16 protein-coding genes are annotated in these 18,242 nt (G+C 63.1%); 9 read left to right on the top strand and 7 right to left on the bottom strand.

Annotated features, from left to right (window positions below):
* Positions 1 to 13 precede the first annotated feature (13 nt).
* Both GGQ68_RS16325 and GGQ68_RS16320 read left to right on the top strand, forming a co-directional pair.
* Entirely contained in the window at positions 14 to 1,018 is a 1,005-nt protein-coding gene (locus GGQ68_RS16325) for a YcjF family protein (protein ID WP_183967852.1), read from the top strand.
* A 108-nt stretch (positions 1,019 to 1,126) separates the two neighbouring features.
* Positions 1,127 to 1,840 carry a VIT1/CCC1 transporter family protein gene (locus tag GGQ68_RS16320; protein ID WP_183967850.1) on the top strand — a complete coding sequence of 238 codons (714 nt, stop codon included), beginning with the start codon at positions 1,127 to 1,129 and terminating at the stop codon, positions 1,838 to 1,840.
* A gap of 413 nt (positions 1,841 to 2,253) precedes the next feature.
* Here the strand turns inward: GGQ68_RS16320 and GGQ68_RS16315 are convergent, their stop codons facing one another.
* Together GGQ68_RS16315 and GGQ68_RS16310 are read right to left on the bottom strand one after the other, a co-directional pair.
* Positions 2,254 to 2,529, bottom strand: a complete 276-nt coding sequence (locus GGQ68_RS16315; protein WP_183967848.1) for a hypothetical protein — start codon at positions 2,527 to 2,529, stop codon at positions 2,254 to 2,256.
* Positions 2,530 to 2,743: 214 nt separating this feature from the next.
* Positions 2,744 to 3,148 carry a group III truncated hemoglobin gene (locus GGQ68_RS16310; protein ID WP_183967846.1) on the bottom strand — a complete coding sequence of 135 codons (405 nt, stop codon included), beginning with the start codon at positions 3,146 to 3,148 and terminating at the stop codon, positions 2,744 to 2,746.
* 260 nt (positions 3,149 to 3,408) lie between these two features.
* On the opposite strand from GGQ68_RS16310, the gene ileS reads away from it, so the two are divergent.
* Positions 3,409 to 6,330 (top strand): isoleucine--tRNA ligase, encoded by a 2,922-nt coding sequence (gene ileS, locus GGQ68_RS16305; protein ID WP_183967844.1) that lies wholly within the window; start codon positions 3,409 to 3,411, stop codon positions 6,328 to 6,330.
* A gap of 317 nt (positions 6,331 to 6,647) precedes the next feature.
* On the opposite strand, the gene GGQ68_RS16300 is transcribed toward ileS, so the two are convergent.
* Positions 6,648 to 7,250: a response regulator gene (locus GGQ68_RS16300; RefSeq protein WP_183967842.1), complete on the bottom strand. Its 603-nt coding sequence runs from the start codon at positions 7,248 to 7,250 to the stop codon at positions 6,648 to 6,650.
* A 351-nt stretch (positions 7,251 to 7,601) separates the two neighbouring features.
* Between GGQ68_RS16300 and GGQ68_RS16295 the strand changes: the two genes are divergently transcribed.
* Together GGQ68_RS16295 and GGQ68_RS16290 are read left to right on the top strand one after the other, a co-directional pair.
* Entirely contained in the window at positions 7,602 to 8,117 is a 516-nt protein-coding gene (locus tag GGQ68_RS16295) for a putative pterin-binding protein (RefSeq protein ID WP_343055959.1), read from the top strand.
* Between the two features lie 83 nt (positions 8,118 to 8,200).
* The gene (locus GGQ68_RS16290; protein ID WP_183967840.1) at positions 8,201 to 10,834 is read left to right on the top strand and encodes a hybrid sensor histidine kinase/response regulator; all 2,634 of its coding nucleotides are present in this window, start codon (positions 8,201 to 8,203) and stop codon (positions 10,832 to 10,834) included.
* Here GGQ68_RS16290 and GGQ68_RS16285 read toward each other — a convergent pair.
* Both GGQ68_RS16285 and GGQ68_RS16280 read right to left on the bottom strand, forming a co-directional pair.
* Positions 10,831 to 11,175, bottom strand: a complete 345-nt coding sequence (locus tag GGQ68_RS16285; protein WP_183967838.1) for a hypothetical protein — start codon at positions 11,173 to 11,175, stop codon at positions 10,831 to 10,833. The two genes, GGQ68_RS16290 and GGQ68_RS16285, sit on opposite strands and share 4 nt — an antisense overlap.
* Before the next feature lie 51 nt (positions 11,176 to 11,226).
* The gene (locus tag GGQ68_RS16280; protein ID WP_183967836.1) at positions 11,227 to 12,081 is read right to left on the bottom strand and encodes an SMP-30/gluconolactonase/LRE family protein; all 855 of its coding nucleotides are present in this window, start codon (positions 12,079 to 12,081) and stop codon (positions 11,227 to 11,229) included.
* A 152-nt stretch (positions 12,082 to 12,233) separates the two neighbouring features.
* Here GGQ68_RS16280 and GGQ68_RS16275 point away from each other — a divergent pair, with 152 nt between their 5' ends.
* The 3 genes from GGQ68_RS16275 (at position 12,234) to preA (ending at position 15,364) form a co-directional block, all read left to right on the top strand.
* Positions 12,234 to 12,413, top strand: coding sequence for a hypothetical protein (locus tag GGQ68_RS16275; RefSeq protein WP_183967834.1), 180 nt, complete (start codon positions 12,234 to 12,236; stop codon positions 12,411 to 12,413).
* Positions 12,414 to 12,652: 239 nt separating this feature from the next.
* A complete protein-coding gene (locus GGQ68_RS16270) occupies positions 12,653 to 13,987 on the top strand; it encodes an NAD(P)-dependent oxidoreductase (RefSeq protein WP_183967832.1) in 1,335 nt (444 codons plus the stop codon).
* 72 nt (positions 13,988 to 14,059) lie between these two features.
* Positions 14,060 to 15,364 carry an NAD-dependent dihydropyrimidine dehydrogenase subunit PreA gene (preA, locus tag GGQ68_RS16265; RefSeq protein WP_183967830.1) on the top strand — a complete coding sequence of 435 codons (1,305 nt, stop codon included), beginning with the start codon at positions 14,060 to 14,062 and terminating at the stop codon, positions 15,362 to 15,364.
* A gap of 129 nt (positions 15,365 to 15,493) precedes the next feature.
* On the opposite strand, the gene GGQ68_RS16260 is transcribed toward preA, so the two are convergent.
* The gene (locus GGQ68_RS16260) at positions 15,494 to 16,129 is read right to left on the bottom strand and encodes a TetR family transcriptional regulator C-terminal domain-containing protein (protein ID WP_183967828.1); all 636 of its coding nucleotides are present in this window, start codon (positions 16,127 to 16,129) and stop codon (positions 15,494 to 15,496) included.
* Between the two features lie 149 nt (positions 16,130 to 16,278).
* Here GGQ68_RS16260 and GGQ68_RS16255 point away from each other — a divergent pair, with 149 nt between their 5' ends.
* Positions 16,279 to 17,541, top strand: coding sequence for a Zn-dependent hydrolase (locus GGQ68_RS16255; RefSeq protein WP_183967826.1), 1,263 nt, complete (start codon positions 16,279 to 16,281; stop codon positions 17,539 to 17,541).
* A 59-nt stretch (positions 17,542 to 17,600) separates the two neighbouring features.
* Here GGQ68_RS16255 and GGQ68_RS16250 read toward each other — a convergent pair whose 3' ends face one another.
* Positions 17,601 to 17,840: a hypothetical protein gene (locus GGQ68_RS16250; protein WP_183967824.1), complete on the bottom strand. Its 240-nt coding sequence runs from the start codon at positions 17,838 to 17,840 to the stop codon at positions 17,601 to 17,603.
* Positions 17,841 to 18,242 lie beyond the last annotated feature (402 nt).

The following is an 18,242-nucleotide window of genomic DNA, read 5'->3' as shown; positions in this document are numbered from 1 at the left end:
AAAGAGACAGCGCATGACACAGCCGCCCAAGGGCCCCATTCTGATTGACCTCGACGCGGGTCCCGGCCCCTCCCCGTCCGAGGCACCGCCGGTTCCCGACCTGACGCCCATGCCGGAGGGCGCGGCAATGGGCACAGTCGCGGCGGTGGCAGCCTACCGGCCCTCGCGGCTGGCGGCATGGTTCTGGCGTCTGCTGGGCGCGCTGCTGGTCACGGTGATTACGCTGGCGGCGTGGAACTTTGCCGTGGGCCTGATCGTGGCCAATCCGATCCTTGGCTACGCCGTCACGGCGCTGATCGCGGCCTTCCTGCTGGTCTGCGTGCTGATCGTCATCAAGGAACTGTCCGCATTCGCGCGGTTGGCCAAGATCGACACCCTGCACCGCGCAGCAGACGAGGCGCTGGCAGAGGACAGTCTGGAAAAAGCGCGCGCGCTGACCACGCAACTGGTCACGCTCTACAAGGGTCGCGAGGACACGCGCTGGGGGCGGGATCGCTTTGCCGCGCGGCGCGACGAGATCTTTGACGCCTCCGGGCTGATCCACCACGCGGAGACAGAGATCCTCGCCCCGCTGGACGCTCTTGCGCAAAAGGAAGTGCAGGCCGCCGCCCGTCAGGTGGCCGCCGTCACGGCCATGGTGCCGCTGGCGCTGGCCGATGTGGTCGCGGCGCTGACGTCCAACCTGCGGATGATCCGCCGCATCGCAGAGATCTATGGCGGACGGTCCGGCACCCTGGGCAGTTGGCGGCTGACGCGCGCGGTGTTTTCGCACCTGATTGCCACCGGCGCCGTTGCCGTGGGCGACGATATGCTGGAGCCGATCTTTGGCGCGGGCATTCTGGCCAAGCTGTCCCGTCGCTTTGGCGAAGGCATGGTGAACGGCGCGTTGACCGCCCGTGTCGGCGTCGCCGCGATGGAGGTCTGCCGCCCGCTGCCCTTTGCCGCCAAGCGCCGCCCGTCGGTTCGTCAGGTGATCCGCGCGTCCCTGAGCGGGCTGTTCGCGCAGGACAAGCGTTAACGCCTGCTGCGACCATAGACATCTGGGCGGCGGGTTGATCCAACGCATGGACGCCGTCCCCCTTTCTGGTTTCCTGTGTCGGTGCCCCAGCCACCGCCAGGACCAGATATGTTCGACCCAGATCACGGCCACTCCGCCGCCGAGATCAACGCCCGGCTTGATGCGCCCGCGGGACGCGGAGACCTGCGAGACATCGTGTACGGCGCCATCGACGGGGCCGTGACCACCTTTGCCATCGTGGCAGGTGTTGCGGGCGCGGGATTGCCGCCTCTTGTCATCCTCGCCTTGGGGTTCGCCAACGTGCTGGCGGATGGGTTTTCCATGGCAGCGGGGAATTACTCGGCCACGAAGGCAGAGCGCGACAACGCCCGGCGTCTGCGCCGCGTCGAAGAGGATCACATCGCGCGCTTCCCAGCAGGCGAAAAGGCCGAGCTGCGCGCTATCCTGATGCGCATGGGGCTGACCGGCAGGACCCTGGACGAAGCGGCAGAACAGATCAGTCACAACCACCCGGCGTGGATCGCCCTGATGATGGAAGGTGAGTATGGCCTTGGCCCTGTAGACCCGCATCCGATGCGTGCGGCGTTGGTGACCTTCGGCGCCTTTCTGATCGCCGGGATTGTCCCGTTGCTGCCCTTCATCCTTGGGCTTGGGAGCGCCTTCGAGGCCTCGGCCGCCGTCACTTTGGCGGTCTTTTTCGCAATCGGAACGCTGAAAAGCCTGTGGTCACTGACGCCGTGGTGGCGGTCGGGGCTGGAGACGCTGGCGATCGGCGGAACGGCTGCGGGCATCGCCTACGGCGTGGGCACGCTGTTCGGCTAGGGTGAGGTATTCCCCACTTCCGTAAGGGCAGGCAATCGCAGATAGTAAGTGCAATTGACCCGCCAGATTCACCTCAGACGGGAAATCAACTTCCATTTGAGAAAGCACTTTCAGAGCCTGCCCCCTTGGCCACATCATTTCATGCTGGCCGGTCTGATCCTTTGAATGCCCCGGCGCCGGGTTCAGGTCAGACGATACTCTCGGATCCTCCGAATGGCCCCGACCCGCTCCCCGGGAGGCATCCGGCTGCGTGATCCGAGACCCCGGACGCCGCTGTTGTTCCTTCCCGCAGCCGCGTCCGGGGCACAACATCAATCGCCCCGGACTCACCTAGGCCGGAGACCCGAAGGCCCCCGGCCCTGATCCGCGCACAGATGTGGGGGATATGTGGTCCGGCAGCGTACCGGGCCGCGTCACAACTGCGGCGAAATACCGATTTCGGCTTCTGCGCCAACGTTCTTTTTCATAAGTTGCACAGTCATGTATTCCGCAGGGTCAATGCGGCTGATCTGTTGGTCGGACACGCCGGGGGACAGGGACAGCGTCACAGCTGCGGCCACAATCAGCATCACCGCAACCGCCAGGCCCAGCCACGAGGCGACGGGCAAACGGGTGCTGCGCAACGGGGGCCGTGCGCCGTGCAGGCGACCGTATCGTATCACTTTAGCGTCTAGAGCCTCGTAGGTCATGGGGCACCTCCTGATACCAACGGGCATCCGTGGCCCGTGGAAAATAAGGTTGAGCCGATTGGTGAGTTTCTCAAGCCCTGTGACCTCAAAGCCGCAAAGGCCGGCCTGAATTCGCTCAAATCCCGCCAAGACATCGGCTGCATTTCACCGATGCGCGCATCTGCCCCTTGATCGGGCGAAAATTGGCTTTGCGACTCACCCCCAGGCTGCACATTCAACGCAGAATCGGCACACCGCCCGGCCCGCGCATCCGCTCCACCACACCGGCGCGCAGACTGCTGCCGATGCGGTGCGCCAACGCGGACCATGCCTGCGCCTGCGTCTCGGTCAGCTCCTGGGCCAGGACACTGTCGAAAAGCGCCAGCCACGTCTCGAACATGCCGGGACGCACGTTGCCCGCATCGCGATGCACCGCGACCGGATTGCCATCGTAGGACCGCTCCATCAGGATCGCGTTGGCCCAGAAATCCGCCACCCGTGCCTCATGCGCGGGCCAGTCATCGACATGGGCCGCAAAGACCGGAGCCAGACCCGGATGCCCGCGCACCCGTTCATAGAACCGCGCCACGACGCGCTCGATCTCGTCCCGTGTGATGTCGAATCTCGCCAAAGCCGTCATGGAGCGCCCCTTCTGCCTGCCCTTTTACCTAACAGCGCGGGCCGCCGAAAACCATGCAGCGCACCGCCGCAGCACTGGCCACCGCTGACCACTGGACCGCGCCGCGCGCCCGTCCTATAAGGCGGCCATGATGACGTATGTTTCCATCATTCGAATTACCGGCCCGGCGCTCTGATCAGAGACGCCGGGACAAGGCGCATGGCCTCTCCGCGCCGCGACACCCCTTCCGAAAATTCCGACAGATCGACAGGACGCCCCCCATGTGCGCCGACACCACCGACACGAACACGATTGACTACAAAGACACCCTCGCCCTGCCGCAGACGGATTTCCCGATGCGCGCCGGCCTCCCCAAGCGCGAGCCCGGCTGGCTGGAGCGTTGGGAAAAGATCGACGTCTACGGCACGCTGCGCGAGAAGGCCAAGACCGAGACGCGCAAGCCCTTTACCCTGCACGACGGCCCTCCCTATGCGAACGGCCACCTGCACATCGGCCACGCGCTGAACAAGGTGCTGAAGGACTTCATCGTGCGCTCGCAGCAGATGTTGGGCCGCGACGCCCGCTACATCCCCGGCTGGGACTGCCACGGCCTGCCCATCGAATGGAAGATCGAGGAGCAGTACCGCAAGAAGGGCCGCAACAAGGACGAGGTGGACGTCGTCGATTTCCGCCAGGAATGCCGCAAGTTCGCCGAAGGCTGGATCGACGTCCAGCGCAAGGAGTTCAAACGTCTGGGCATCACCGGCAACTGGGATGATCCCTACCTGACGATGAACTTCCACGCGGAGCGCGTCATCGCCGAGGAATTCCAGAAGTTCCTGATGAACGGCACGCTCTATCAGGGCTCCAAGCCCGTGATGTGGTCGCCGGTGGAAAAAACCGCGCTGGCCGAGGCGGAGATCGAGTACCACGACCACAAGTCGCACACGATCTGGGTGCCGTTCTCCGTTGTCTCGGGCGGTGCGCTGTCTGATTCACGCGTTGTCATCTGGACAACGACCCCCTGGACGATCCCCTCGAACAAGGCCGTCGCCTACGGTCCGGGCATCGCCTACGGCCTCTACGAGGTGACCGGCACACCTGAGGAAAGCTGGGTCTCGGTCGGTGACACCTACATCCTTGCCGACAAATTGGCGGGGGACGTTCTGACCAAAGCGCGCCTCGAAGACGGGCAGTTCACACGTGTCCGCGATGTGACAGCGGATGAGCTGGCAGGCCTGACCCTCGCCCACCCCTTCCGGGGCGTCGAAGACGGCGAAGGCTACTGGGATTACGACGTGCCGATGATCGACGGCGATCACGTCACGGATGACGCAGGAACGGGTTTCGTGCACACCGCGCCAAGCCACGGTCAGGAAGACTACGAATGCTTCCTCACGCGCAACTGGCTCGACCGGATGACGCATAACGTGGGCGAGGATTCCGAATTCCTGCCGCATGTGCCGCTGTTTGCCGGGCTGCGGGTCTTTGACCACAAGGGCAAGGAAGGCAAGGCCAACACCGCCGTGATCGACAAGCTGGTCAGCGTCGGCGGCCTGATCGCCCGTGGCCGCATGTCGCACAGCTACCCGCATTCGTGGCGCTCCAAGGCGCCGGTGATCTTCCGCAACACGCCGCAGTGGTTCGCGTCCATCGACCGCGCTGTGGGTGACGGCCAGGACGACAACGGCACCACGATCCGTGAACGCGCCCTCACCTGCATCGACCAGGTGAAGTGGACGCCGCAGGCAGGCCGCAACCGCCTGTATTCCATGATGGAAGCGCGCCCCGACTGGGTGCTGTCGCGCCAGCGGGCCTGGGGTGTGCCGCTTACCGTGTTCACAAAGAAGGACACGCTGCCCACCGATCCGGACTTCCTGCTGCGCAACGAAGAGGTCAACGCCCGCATCTGCGAAGCCTTCGAGGCCGAAGGCGCGGACGCATGGTATGCCGAAGGGGCCAAGCAGCGCTTCCTCGGCAATCTCGTGAACGCCAACGACTACGATCAGGTGTTCGACGTGCTGGACGTGTGGTTCGATTCCGGCTCCACCCATGCCTTTGTGCTGCGCGACCGCGAGGATGGATCCGAGGACGGCATCGCCGACCTTTACCTCGAAGGCACCGACCAGCACCGGGGCTGGTTCCACTCCTCGATGCTGCAATCGGTCGGCACCACGGGCCATGCGCCCTATCGTGGCGTGCTGACCCACGGCTTCACCCTGGATGCCAAGGGCAACAAGATGTCCAAATCCGTGGGCAACACCATCGCCCCGGAAGACGTGACCAAGCAGTACGGCGCGGACATCCTGCGGCTTTGGGTGGCGCAGTCGGACTACACCGCCGACCTGCGCATCGGGCCGGAAATCCTCAAGGGTGTGGCCGACAGCTACCGACGCCTGCGCAACACCATGCGCTACCTTCTGGGGGCCGTCAGCCACTTCACCGAGGATCAGCGCGTCGCACCGTCCGACATGCCGGAGCTGGAACAGTACGTTCTGCACCGCCTGTCAGAGCTCGACGACGTGGTGCGCAAAGGCTACGACGCCTATGATTTCCAAGGCGTTTTCCAGCAGGTGTTCAACTTCTGCACGCTAGAGCTGTCGGCCTTCTACTTCGACATCCGCAAGGACGCGCTGTATTGCGATGGCGATACGCTGCGCCGCCGCGCCGCGCGCACGGTGATGGATGCTCTGTTCCACCGCCTGACCACGTGGCTTGCGCCGATCCTGACGTTTACGATGGAAGAAGTCTGGCTGGAGCGTTTCCCCGGCGACGACAGCTCGGTGCATCTGCAGGATATCCCGGCCTCACCCGCCGACTGGCAGAACGCCGATCTGTCGGCCAAATGGCAGGCCGTGCGCCGCGCCCGCCGCGCCGTCACCGCGGCGCTGGAGGTGCAGCGCACCAACAAGGTCATCGGTGCGTCGCTGGAGGCCGCGCCGACGGTCTACGTCTCTGACCCGGCCATGTTGGCCAACCTGCAATCTGTGGCCTTCGAGGACATTTGCATCACCTCCGACATCACGCTGGTCGAGGGGACAGGCCCCGAAGACGCCGCGCGCATGGCAGAGGTGCCGGAAATCGCGGTGGTCTTCCACAAGGCCGAGGGCGAGAAATGCCAGCGCTGCTGGAAGATCCTCCCCGATGTGGGCACGCACGACCACCCGGCCACCTGCGCGCGCTGCGACGCCGCGCTGGACTGACCGGACCTTACAACCACACCGAAAGCCCCGCCCCTCCCGGCGGGGCTTTTTTGATCCAGCCGCGCGGCTTCACCCTGCCGCATGGGACCTACATTGGTCCACGGGCTCCCAAAAAAGTTGTGCCCTTGGCCATGCGTTGACGCACGAGTTGCCCAGCGGCGGGCAATCGTCATTCCGTCGACCGCGACAGGATCAGGCCGCGACATCAAACGCCCATGGCCAAAGCACCCAAAAAGCACATGCCCCTAGAAACGCTTCTGAAAAAGGTATGAACTTCATCATCTTGAGCCGCCCGACGACGACGGCTCGCGCGTCGTTCAGGCCAGTCCGCGGTCTCGGGCGATCATGGCCGCGTGGGTGCGGTTGCGCGCCTCCAGCTTTCGGGAGAGGGTTTTGACATGCAGCTTTACCGTGACCTCTTGCAGTTGCAGGTCCCGGGCAATTTCCTTGTTCGACTTCCCCTCGCAGATGCCGCGCAGAACCTCCAGTTCGCGCCGCGTCAGCGAAGCAGTTCCGCCGTCGCCGGATGCTTGCATGAAGTCAATAGGAGCATAGATTTCGCCCGCTGCCATAAACCGAGCCGCTGTCAGCAGAGACCGCGCGCTCAGTGTTTTGGGGATAAATCCCTGCGCACCGGATTTCAGCGCCGCATCAGCCACGTCGCGCGAGGCGCTGCCGGAGAGAATGGCAACTGGCCGCCCTTCGTTGGCCTCCTTCATACGGCCAAGCCCTTCCAGACCGTTCATGCCAGGCATGTTGTAATCAAGCAAAACAAGATCAAAAGTGCCCGAAGACTGAGCAGCAGCGACCGCCTCATCCAGCGTTGCGACTGTCTGCACCTCGTCTATGTCAGAGCCGTCGAGAAAGGCAGCTATGGTCTCTCGGACCAGATCGTGATCGTCCGCCACAAGAATCCGCATCGCGATCTTCCCTCCAAATAACAGGTCAATAGGCACTGGCGGCCCACATACTGACATGTTCCTCAACCTCGCGGTCCCGGACCCCCTTTATGCAGGAGGAACATTAAGACAGCTTTTACATACACACCCAAAAGTACTTCTCTACAGAAAGTACAACACCCCGTACCAAGGTTGCAGAAACTTAACTCTTTCAGGATATAGGTAAAAGCTCATCACATTTGGGACCGACATCGGCACGATGTATACGGATGCGCGACCCCAATAACAACAAATACGGTAGCGGACTCGCGTCGGGTGCGATACTTTCCGATGGGACTTTTGATGCCAAACTCATTATCGGAGGATAGCCCCGTGCGAAAGACCTTTGTCAGTCTTATCAAAACTTTCCTCCTCATTGCGGCTTTGAACGCGCCCGCATCTGCGGAGGAACTTCCGAAGCCCACGGGCCCTGTGCTCCTGACAGTGCGCGGCGACATCAGTGTCACGAATAACGGCGAGACCGCAGAATTCGATCGCGACATGTTGTTTGCGCTTGGCGCGACGGAGCTCACGACGTCGACCATTTGGACGGAGGGGCCGCAGACTTTTACGGGTGTGACGCTGAAGGCGCTGGCCGAAAGGCTCGACATTCGCGGCAATCAGTTACAAGCCGTCGCAGTGAACGATTACGCGGTGGATATCCCCTTTTCCGATGCGGAGGACGACGCTGCCCTGCTGGCGATTGATCGCAACGGACAACCTATGAAGGTCCGCGACAAGGGGCCGATCTGGCTGATCTTCCCCTTCGATCAGGATCGCAAGTATCGGTCAGAGGTCTATCATTCGCGCAGCGTGTGGCAGCTGGTGGCCATCAACGTGCTCCCCTGAGCGCGTCTTTTGGAAAATGCACGGCATATCCGGATGCGCATTCGACCCCTTGGTAGGCCCTTGCTGTGACCAAGCATCGCCGCATGTTTTTTTCCCGTAACACGCTGTTCAGACGTGGTCTGGCAGCTTGTGTCGTGGCCCTGCTGATCACAGTGATACTGAGTCTCGCGCTTGACGTGCGCAGTCAGCTGGACCAACTGGATTCTGCGGCCTCAGAAAATGTGCAATGGACGCTGGGTCAGGCCGAAACAGAGGTCATGAGCCTGCAGATCGCGATCCTGCGGGCACAAAATAGGCCGGGTGACGCCGATGCGTTGCAAGATGTCCGCCTGAATTTCGACATTGTTTACAGCCGGATCGACACGTTGCAGCGGGCAAAAGTGCTGGCCGATTTACGAGGTCTGCCCACCGTACCGCCCATGCTCGTTCAAGCACTCGACTATCGTGAAGATTGGGTGCCCCTGGTGGATGGCCCCGACGACCGGCTGGCAGAGGCGCTGCCGGCCTTCTACGCCGAAACGGAGGCCATTCGTGGTGCACTTCGGCGGTTTGCCCTCGACGGTGTTGCGTTTTTTGCATCGGCGGGCGACCTGCGCAGTGCGGAGATTTCGCGCATCCTCAGTTCTATCGGTGCGGTCACCGTGGCGCTGGTCGGCGTGCTGCTGATCCTTATGCTGGCTCTGTTGCGTCTGGCCCGTCAACGCGAGCTGGAGGCGCGCAGCAACCGCGAAACTCGCGAGCGGATGGAAACGATCATTGCCACGTCGCTTGATGCCGTGGTCGCCGTCGGCAGCGACGATCGCATCGTCGAATGGAATGGTGCGGCAGAGCGGGTCTTTGGCTACACCAACGGCGAAGCCATCGGCGCGGACATGGCCGACCTCATCGTGCCGCAGCAGTTCGAGCAGATGCACCGCAGGGCCATGCGTCGCTTTATCAGAACCGGCGAAGCCCGCATCGTTGGCCGCGGCATCATCCAGCTTGAGGCACGGCGCAAGGATGGCACGATCTTCCCCGTCGATCTGTCGCTGGCCGAGGCGCAATCGCCCGACGGCGCGATCTTTGTGGCCTTCATCCGCGATATCTCGGACCGGGTGCGTGGGGAGCAGGCGCTCAAAACCGCCCGCGACCGCGCCATCGCCGGGGAAAAGCAAAAGGCCGAATTGCTTGCGGTCATGAGCCACGAGATGCGCACCCCGCTGAACGGCATTCTTGGCACGCTGGACCTGTTCCACGCCGACGGGCTGGAGGCCGAGAACCGCCGCTATTTGCGCATCATCCGTCAGTCGGGTGAGCTGCTGTTGGCACATGTCAATGACGTGCTGGACATCTCTCGCCTCGATGCCGACAAGATGAGCCTCAACACCACGCGGTTCGACCTTGTGGCGCTGCTCGAACAGGTGGTCGAAAGCCAGACGGAACTGGCCCGCGCGCAGGGCAACCACCTTGTGCTGTCCCCGCCCAGCCCGGAACTGCATCACGTCTACTCTGACCCGGATCGTCTGCGTCAGATCCTGCTCAACCTTGTGTCCAACGCCATCAAATTTACCCGCGATGGCCAAGTGACGATCGAGGCGGACTGTTCCGAAGGACTCAGCCAAGTGGAGCTGCGCGTGATCGATTCCGGGGTCGGAATTTCGGCGACCGATCTGGAACGCATCTTCGATGATTTCGTCACCATCGATTCCAGCTATTCGCGTCGTCATGCGGGCACCGGCCTCGGGCTTGGAATTTCGCAAAGGTTGGCCACCGCGCTTGGCGGCGAACTGGGCGCCGAAAGCGAGCCCGGAGACGGGTCGGTCTTTTGGCTGCGCCTGCCGATGAAGCCTCCCGACGACGCCATCACGCTGCCCCCCGTTCCCCGCAAAAGCACGCAAACCGCCCCTATGCTGCCGCCACTGGATGTCTTGCTGGTGGAAGACAACGCCATCAACCGCGAGGTGGCAGGCCAGATGCTGCGGCGGGATGGCCATGTGGTCGTCATCGCACAGGATGGTGCAAGCGGCGTGGCCCTCGCCGCCACGCAGAAATTCGACGTGGTTTTGATGGATATTTCCATGCCCGGCATGGATGGTATCACCGCCGCTCGCACCATTCGCAGTGGCGGCGGGCCAAATGCCAAGACCTCCATCGTGGCCACCACCGCCCATGCGCTGCCCGACGAGGTCACCAGCTTCTTTGACGCCGGGATGAATTCCGTTCTGACCAAACCGCTCACCACCGCGACTTTGCGTCACGCGCTGGCGGAGGCGCTGTCGCTTGGGGCGGAATCCTTGTCGTTCACCGGGAATGAAAACTCCCCGGCGGCAGGCAAATCCGCAATATTGGAGGCAGGTGTTTCCATGCCAGTTGCGCCGAATTCGTCCCCCCCTTTCATCGACAACGAGCATTTCGACGAGCTGAGCGAGGACCTCCCCAAGGCTCGATTGCAGCAGGTTCTGGAGGATTTTGCCACTGAAATTGACGCCTTCCTGACAGACCTGCCCGAGGTTTTGGCCACGGACAGCCCGCCCCTGCCGAGCCTTTCGGAAGAGGCGCATCGCCTGGCCGGATCTGCCGGTGTGTTTGGCGCCATGCCGCTGGCTGAGCAGCTTCGTCAATGTCAGGTGGACGCACAGCACGAAGACATTCCGGCCCTGCGCAAGCTATCGCATGAGATGGCGGCGACATGGACCGGCACCAAAGGCACATTCAAGCAGATGGGTTTTGGCCTCTAACCTGTGTCTTTCCCGTCGGTGACCGGCTTGACGTCCAACAGCGTCCTCCCGCCGGGCAAGACCTGCACAGAGACGTCAATCGGCTTGGGCCGCAGCGGGAAGGTCAGGGCAAAGCAAGGTGGACAAGTGCCACCCGACCATACCAAAAAAGCGCGCCGCGCCGTTTTCAACTGAAGATGGCTGCGCCCTTCCATCCGCGTCAGCGCCGCACAATGGATCGGATCGAGCCCGCCGATGAAGTCCGGCCCGCATTCATGATCGCGATGGCGCGGGCTGGCCTCGCAGGTGAAAAGGGCCGGTGCAGCCACCCGACATAGCGCAGCCCCGCGTCCGTTGCGCACCGCGATCTCACTCGGGCGCCAGGCATCGCCGTGTTGGGTAAGACCGCTCGTCTAAAGGACCACCCGGTGCTCTTTTTGCCCCTGAACCCCGTCAAGATCGACGTAGTATGTCTGCCCCCCGGCCTGCCCTTCGGGCAAACCTTCGGAGGCTGAGGTTACGAACAGCCGCCGCCGATCCGGTCCGCCAAAGCTGGGGCAGCTCACCTGCCGCGCCGGCATCGGCACCACATGATCCAGCGTCCCGTCCGTGCCGTAGCAGGCCACACGCGACATGCCCCACTGGGCCGTCCACAAGCGGCCCGCCGTATCGATCACCGCACCGTCGGGTTGCACCCCAGGCTCCGCGCTCATGTCGACGAACACCTCACGGTCCCCCACGGGCCAGCCCTCATCATCCAAAGCGACGCGCCAGATGGTCTGTTTCGGCGTATCGCCGAAACAGGCGCTGCGTCCGTCCGGGGCAAAGCAGATCGCGTTGGTGATCGTGATGTCGGACACGATTTTGCGCAACTCACCGCGATAATAGCGGTAGATCGCCCCGGCGCCCTGCTCACAGGCGTAGCCCATTGTGCCGATCCAGAAGCCGCCAAAGGGATCGGCCCGCCCGTCATTGGATCGGTTCGCCGGTTGATCTGCTTCCAGCGGAACGATGTGTTCTGCTGCGCCGGTATCGAGATCAAAGACAAACAGATCCACTTCGGAGGCCACCAGCAGTTTGCCGTCATCAATCCAGCCCGCAGCAGACACCGCACGGTCAAAGGACCACTCCCGCTGCGCCGACCCGTCATGCTCGAACAGCTTGTGCCCGAGGATATCGAACCAGAAGAAAGAGCCACGCTCAGGATGCCAGAGCGCCCCTTCACCAAGAATACACCGCGTCTGTGATAACGTCTGAACTGCGCTCATACCTGTCTTTCCCATCAAGTGTTTGCGTGATCCTGCCACTGTCGCCCACAGAGGTCCACCGCCCCGCGGACCTGGTCAGGCGGTGCATCGCCGCGCTGCGCCATAAGGATTCAAGCGTTCCGCAGGATGCGGTTGCCCTCCGAAGCGCACAGATGGCCGGGGCGGACGCGATTGCCGAAGCGGTCGCCGGGGCCATGTCACAAGTGGTTTACTGGCATCCATGCGCAGGCGGAGGACGTGGACGACAACGTGACGGCGGGCTGGTGAACGGCAACGACTTCGACGGCCATATGATCAACGCCACGAACCTGACGGGCGGGATGAGCACCTGACGGCAAGGAGGGCTTCAAGGGGGACAAGCCCCCGCCAAAATCGCGTTGCTGTAAAAGTTTCGGTGACGGACTGTAAAAAACTCTGCGACGCGACAGACAGCGACAAGCACGCCTGCCCGATAAATAAGCAAACTCCACGGAAACCGCCCTCATTCCATTTTTTACCAATTGATAAAATTTCAACCTGTGGCACTGTGTTTGCAACAACAACAGCAAATCACCACAGGGAGACGCCAGCCATGAACAGCCCCCGCACACCGGGACTGGCCGCAAGCCGCCTCGACACCACGACGCTCGTCGACAACTTCTCGGATCTGCACGCGCCGCTTGATCCGCACGAGGCTGCCGTCGCCGCCGACCGGTGCTACTTCTGCCATGATGCACCATGCGTGACCGCCTGTCCGACGGACATCGACATCCCGCTGTTCATCCGCCAGATCAGCACCGGCCAGCCGGAGGCCTCGGCCCGCACCATTCTGGAACAGAACATTCTTGGCGGCATGTGCGCCCGCGTTTGCCCCACCGAGACGCTCTGCGAAGAGGCCTGCGTGCGGATGACCGCAGAGCACAAACCGGTGGAGATCGGGCGCCTGCAACGCTACGCCACCGACGCCGTGATGCGCGCCAACAGCCATCCGTTCACCCGCGCGGCTGAAACCGGCAAGACCGTCGCTGTCGTCGGGGCCGGGCCTGCGGGCCTCGCCTGTGCGCACCGTCTGGCGATGCATGGCCACACGGTCAGCCTGTTTGACGCCAAGCCAAAGCCCGGCGGCCTGAACGAATACGGCATCGCCGCCTATAAATCGACCGAGGACTTTGCCGCGCGCGAGGTCGACTGGCTGATGCAGATCGGCGGAATCACCCTGCACACCGGCCGCAAACTGGGCGAAGATTTCACGCTCAACGAGCTGCAAACCGACTTCGACGCGGTCTTTCTCGGGATCGGCCTCGGCGCGGTCAACGCCCTTACCTGCGACGGCAACGACAAGGGCGGCGTGGCCGACGCCGTTTCCTTCATCGAGGACCTCCGTCAGGCCGCCGACCTGTCGAAACTGACCATTGGCCGCGACGTCGTTGTCATCGGTGGCGGCATGACCGCCGTAGACGCCGCCGTTCAGGCAAAGCTGCTGGGCGCGGAGAACGTCACCATCTCCTACCGTCGGACGCAGGCCGAAATGCCTGCCAGCCGCTACGAACAGGACCTCGCCACCGCCAAGGGCGTGCGCATCCTGTCTGAGACCATGCCAAAGGCCATCCACGGCAATGGCACCGCCACGGAGATCGAACTGGAATACACCACCTCCGAGAACGGCAAGCTCAAGGGCACCGGCGAAACCCTCCGCCTGCGCGCCGACCAGGTGTTCCGCGCCATCGGCCAGACCTTCGCGGCCTTCGACGGCCCCGATCTGGACCACGGCAAGATCGCCGTCACCGGCGCGGGCCGCACCTCGGCCAAGGGCGTCTGGGCCGGCGGCGATTGCACCAAGGGCGAAGACCTCACAGTGGTCGCTGTCGCCGATGGCCGCGATGCCGCCGAGGACATTCACGCGACCCTCATGGGCACAGCGCAATGACCCCGGTTTCCCTGCTTTCCGAACACTCAGACGACACGCGTGCCAAAGGCGCGGCCCTCAAGGAGCACACCCATGGCTGACCTCACCACTGATTTCATCGGCATCAAATCTCCCAACCCGTTCTGGCTGGCCTCGGCGCCGCCCACGGACAAGGAATACAACGTTCGCCGCGCGTTCGAGGCCGGCTGGGGCGGCGTCGTCTGGAAGACCCTCGGCGCCGAAGGCCCGCCCGTGGTCAACGTCAATGGCCCGCGATACGGCGCGATCTACGGCGCAGACCGTCGCCTGATGGGGCTCAACAACATCGAGCTGATCACCGACCGCCCGCTGGAAACCAACCTGGAGGAAATGGCGCGCGTCAAAGCGGACTACCCCGACCGCGCGCTGATCGCCTCCATCATGGTGCCCTGTGACGAGGCGTCGTGGAAGGCCATCCTGCCCCGCGTCATGGAAACCGGCGCCGACGGGATCGAGCTGAACTTCGGTTGCCCGCACGGCATGGCGGAACGCGGCATGGGGTCCGCCGTGGGTCAGGTGCCGGAATACATCGAGATGGTCACCCGCTGGTGCAAGCAGTATTACGACCGCCCCGTCATCGTGAAACTGACACCCAACATCACCGACATTCGCGGCCCGGCACAGGCGGCCAAGAATGGCGGCGCGGATGCGGTTTCGCTGATCAACACGATCAACTCCATCACCTCCGTGGACCTCGACCTGTTTGCCCCCGAACCGACCATCGACGGCAAGGGCACCCACGGCGGCTATTGCGGCCCCGCGGTCAAACCCATTGCCCTGAACATGGTCGCCGAAATCGCCCGCGATCCGAACACTCACGGCCTGCCGATCTCCGGCATCGGCGGCGTGACAACGTGGCGCGATGCGGCCGAATTCATGGTCATGGGCGCGGGCAACGTGCAGGTCTGCACCGCCGCCATGACCTACGGCTTTAAGATCGTCGAAGAGATGAAGCGCGGCCTGTCGCAGTGGATGGATGAAAAGGGCTACACCAGCACGTCCGAGTTCATCGGCAAGGGTGTCCCGAACGTCACCGACTGGCAGTATCTGAACCTCAACTACGTGACAAAGGCGCGGATCAGCCAGGACGACTGCATCAAATGCGGCCGCTGCTTTGCCGCCTGCGAGGACACCTCCCACCAGGCGATCTGGATGCACGAGGACCGCACGTTCGAGGTCAACGACGCGGAATGCGTGGCCTGCAACCTCTGCGTCGATGTCTGTCCGGTGGAAAACTGCATCACGATGGAAGAGCTCGCCCCCGGCGTCGTCGATCCCCGCACGGGCCGCGAAGTCTCTGCCGAACCGGGCAACTGGACACAGCACCCCAACAACCCGTCGGCGCAGGCAGCCGAATAAGCGCTTTGGCGTGACTTGACCCTTGGCGCGCGCAGGATCGGCATCTTGCGCGCGCCGCGCTGTTTTTGAGCCAAAGCCGACGGGCAAACACTGTCTCCGCTGGCACACACTTCATCTCTTCAGTGGTCCTCAGACCTCCAAGATCCGGCGAAACATCAAGTCCAGATGCCGCGCCGCGCCGTCGAAATCCGGCCCGCCCAGCACCGCGCGCACCTGCACGTCGAAATCCGCATAATGCTGCGTCTGCGCCCAGATCGAAAACAGCAGGTGCCGCGGGTCGACCGGAGCGAGTCGCCCGTCCGCCACCCAACCGTCGATCACCAGTGCAGTCTTTTCGACCAATTCGCGCAATTCCCCCTCCAGAACCGGCAGGATCTCCGGCGCGCCCGACAGGATCTCGTTGGCGAACAGCCTGCTTTCCCTCGGAAAATCGCGACTCATTTCCAGCTTGCGGCGGACATAGGCCAAAAGCTCCGTCACCGGCTCGCCCTCAGGGTCCAGACACTTGAGCGGATCGAGCCAGTTCGCCAGCAAATCGCGCAAGAGCGCGTCGTAGATGGCCTCTTTCGACGGGTAATAATACAGCAGGTTCGGCTTCGAGAGACCCGCCTCTCCTGCGATGCGGTCCAGCGTGGCGCCGCGAAATCCGGCTTCGGCAAAGACCGTCAGGCCAGCCTCCAGAATGGCGGCGCGCTTTTCTTTCTGGATGCGTGTTCCCGTCCGTTTCGGTTCACCCGGTCGTGGTGTCGCCAATTTCCCGTCCATATCTCGGCCTCTTATGCTTAATCTTTATGCAAACGCCGTTACTGGCAGCGGAACGCTTGACTGAAACTCGACCTTTGGTAGCGTTGTTTTGACCACTTGGTCAAATTGCAAGGACCCCAAAAAGGGGCAACCAACCGGGAGTGTATAAAATGGCATCAGCTTCGGCAAACCTCGCGGCGAACATGACCATCAACGGGGACCGTCTTTGGGACAGCCTGATGGACATGGCCAAAATCGGACCCGGCATTGCAGGCGGCAACAACCGCCAGACCCTGACCGACGCGGACGCCGAGGGCCGCGCCCTGTATCAAAAGTGGTGCGAGGACGCGGGATGCACCATGGGCGTCGACGAGATGGGCAATATGTTCGCCCGGCGCGAAGGCACCGATCCTGACGCGCTGCCGGTTTACATGGGCAGCCACCTCGACACCCAGCCCACCGGCGGTAAATACGATGGCGTGCTGGGGGTTCTTGGCGGTCTCGAAGTGCTGCGCACGCTGAACGATCTGAACATCCAGACGAAACACCCCATCGTGCTGACCAACTGGACCAACGAGGAGGGCACGCGCTTTGCCCCGGCCATGATGGCCTCCGGCGTATTCGCGGGCAAGCACACGCTTGAGTGGGCCTATGACCGCGAAGATGCGGACGGCAAGACATTCGGCGCGGAGCTGGAGCGCATCGGCTGGAAGGGGGACGAAAAGGTCGGCGACCGCAAGATGCACGCCATGTTCGAGCTGCACATCGAACAAGGCCCGATTCTCGAAGCCGAAGGCAAGGACATCGGCGTCGTGACCCATGGCCAAGGCCTGTGGTGGCTGGAATGCACCGTCACCGGCAAGGACGCGCACACCGGATCGACTCCGATGAACATGCGCGTGAACGCCGGGCTGGGCATGGCGCGCATGACCGAGGCGGCCCACCAGATCGCGATGGCCCATCAGCCCCACGCGGTCGGTGCCGTCGGCCACTGCGATGTCTATCCCAACTCGCGCAACGTGATCCCCGGCAAGGTCGTCTTCACCGTGGATTTCCGGTCCCCGGACCTGGAAAAGCTGACCTCCATGCGCTCGCAATTCGAGGTGAAAGCCAAGGAGATCGCTGACGAGCTGGGCCTTGGCCTGTCCATCGAACCCTCCGGCCATTTCGACCCCGTCACCTTTGACGAGGGCTGTGTGAGTGCCGTGCGCAACGCAGTGGAACGTCTCGGCCTGAGCCACATGAACATTGTCTCTGGCGCCGGCCACGACGCCTGCTGGATCAATGACGTCGCGCCGACCGCGATGATAATGTGCCCCTGCGTCGACGGGTTGTCGCACAACGAGGCCGAAGACATCTCGAAGGACTGGGCCAAGGCGGGCACCGACGTGTTGTTGCACGCGGTTCTGGAAACAGCGGAGGTTGTGGCTTGATCCACATCGCATGGATCAAGGCGACGGGGCGCAGGGGCACATCGTTGCCCCCGACGGCATCAGCGTGGCAGCGAAAACTTGATCGTCGTGCCGTTGATCTCGTCGCCGTCCCGCGCTTCGGCATGCAGGACATGCTGCGCGGTTTCCAGTGGTTCGGGATGGGTCTTGCCTTCGACCTCGGTGGCCTGTTTCAGCTCTGCCGGCGTCACCTCAAGGCTGTCCTTGCCATTGTTGGTGGCGGTCTCGAACATGTTGTCGAGCGCCTCGCGCATCAGGGTCTTTGTGTCGGCGTCGGCCATGACGTGTCCTTTTCTGGGTCGGTTCGTCGCAATTCGTCCCTCAACGCACGAGGCCCCGCAAGCGTTGCACCAAAGGTCACGGCATGAGCGGCCTGCCACTGATCCGGGTTGGCGCGTCAGCGCGGTTGCCAACGGGAGGCCTGATGGCCACCCTGACGCGCGCTGCCTTCCTTTCCCGTGCGGCGCTGCTCGCTTCCAGAGGAGGGAACTGATGCGCCACAGTCAGGCAGTCACACGGACATGCGCCACTATTGGCGAAAGCTTCCGTATGCCTGTTGCGCAGATCCTCCCCATCACCCACGCCGCGCCGGAGGAGGCACAGGCGCCCGTCCGCCCGATCCATCAGACCGATGCGGTCTCGCGAACGCCATCCCAGCCGGAAGACATCCTTCCCCGTCCGAA

Origin of the sequence: Sagittula marina, from assembly GCF_014196795.1 — a bacterium.
Taxonomy (GTDB): Bacteria; Pseudomonadota; Alphaproteobacteria; order Rhodobacterales; family Rhodobacteraceae; genus Sagittula; species Sagittula marina.
Note: the sequence above shows the minus strand (reverse complement) of the source record. Positions and strands in the feature narration are given on the sequence as shown.